The sequence below is a fragment of the Arthrobacter sp. Bi26 genome, assembly GCF_918697925.1.
In the GTDB taxonomy this organism is placed as follows: Bacteria; Actinomycetota; Actinomycetes; order Actinomycetales; family Micrococcaceae; genus Arthrobacter.
In genome coordinates this window covers 1-1497 of record NZ_CAKKMF010000203.1, presented here as the reverse complement: position 1 = coordinate 1497, position 1497 = coordinate 1, and the positions used below count along the sequence as shown (strand labels likewise).

1 protein-coding gene is annotated in these 1497 nt (G+C 65.6%); it reads left to right on the top strand.

What is annotated here, in order from left to right; all coding sequences use genetic code 11:
- Positions 1-560 precede the first annotated feature (560 nt).
- Positions 561-1472, top strand: coding sequence for an oxygenase MpaB family protein (locus LQV16_RS23450; RefSeq protein ID WP_229996224.1), 912 nt, complete (start codon positions 561-563; stop codon positions 1470-1472).
- The last annotated feature ends 25 nt before the right edge of the window (positions 1473-1497 follow it).

Below are 1497 nucleotides of genomic sequence, written 5' to 3'. Positions count from 1 at the left end.
AGTGAGTGGACTGATTCGGAACCCGAAGTGCGACGTTGGAGTCAGCGTCTCAAGGGGAGCCATCAGGGTCCCGGCAGGCGGACGCCGCAATCCAGCCGATGCAAGATTCAGCTCGTGTTTGCCGTCCTTGGAAGCCGTCCTAACGCTTGAACGGCTATAGGGTACGAGGGCATGCACATCGGAAGGAAACACTCCCGTTGCGGAAATGGCAGTTCCGGTCGTCCTTTGTGTGGAGCCGCGGTCGGGAGGAGCGGAGGGTGGGCCGTTGACTCCAAGCGCAATCATCGTCAGCGCCGATACCGCACAAATGCCCAGTATCCGCGCAAACTTTTTCCAAGGTCCACTAGCCTTTTCGGGTCCGCTTCCCGAGCGATTTCCCACGATGCGACTCCCGCAGTATGCCCGCCAGACCCCAATCTCGACGGGTTACGCTCCCATGGGAACACGGGTGAATGCATACGCGAGCTCCGATCGGCACGCTTTTAGGGCACTTCGGGCAGTCGTTTCGGGCACTCCGGGCCACCGTTCGACCAAGGATTCTACATACGCGAGAATTAACCATGCGCAATGTCCTCAGGGAATGGCAGGCCGAACTCAAACAAACGTTCACCGGGACGCGCGATTCCGTGCCCGAGTGGGTGCCGCACCTGGCCGAGGGCGACGACGCCGGCTATCATTTGCCCGGCTCGGCAGTCTGGGCCGTGCACGGGGACATGCCAACCATCGTGGCGGGAATCCGGGCGCTTCTGATGCAGGCGCTCCACCCCGGTGCGTTGGCCGGAGTCCACGATCACTCCCGTTTCCGCGAAGACCCCCTGGGCCGGCTGGCGGGCACTATCCGCTGGATCTTCACCGTTTCCTATGGCTCCACGGAAACGGCCAAGGCGGCGTCGGACTGGGTGCTTCGGCTTCACCGGACTGTGCGGGGAGAATTCGTGGACGGCCACGGCATCCGGCGCAGTTATGCGGCCAACGATCCCGAACTGCTCCGCTGGGTTCACATCGCCTTCACCGACGCGTTCCTCTCCGCCCACAAACTGTGGGGTCGGCCGATTCCTGGCGGACCTGATGCCTATGTCCGTGAGTGGGCCCAAGCCGGGCGGCTGATGGGCGTAGAGGCCCCTCCGCTGAGCGAAGCGGAAATGCGGCAGCAGCTGAACCGCTGGTACGACGACGGCGAGCTCCGCTGCGACGAACGGGTCACCGAGACGGTGGCATTCATTCGCGACCCGCCGCTCCACCCCGCGCTCAGGCCTGGCTACCGGGTGCTGTTCGCGGCCGCCGTGACAAGCCTCGAACCCAGGTACCGCGAGCTCCTGGGCCTGCGGACCGCGCGGCTGGGCCCGATTCCGCTGCCGGTAACCCTGGCCACCAGGGCCACCCTCGCGGTGGTGCATCTTGCCCTCGGCCGGGTGGGGCCGAGCGAGCAGGCTGCCCGGGCCCGCCTGCGCCGGCTGGGCTACAGGGCCTGAGACTGGGCCAGCGGCGGGGTGGGGT

Excerpts from the sequence above, each read along its gene's own strand:
- LQV16_RS23450 (WP_229996224.1), top strand. The coding sequence starts at position 561 with ATGCGCAATGTCCTCAGGGAATGGCAGGCCGAACTCAAACAAACGTTC.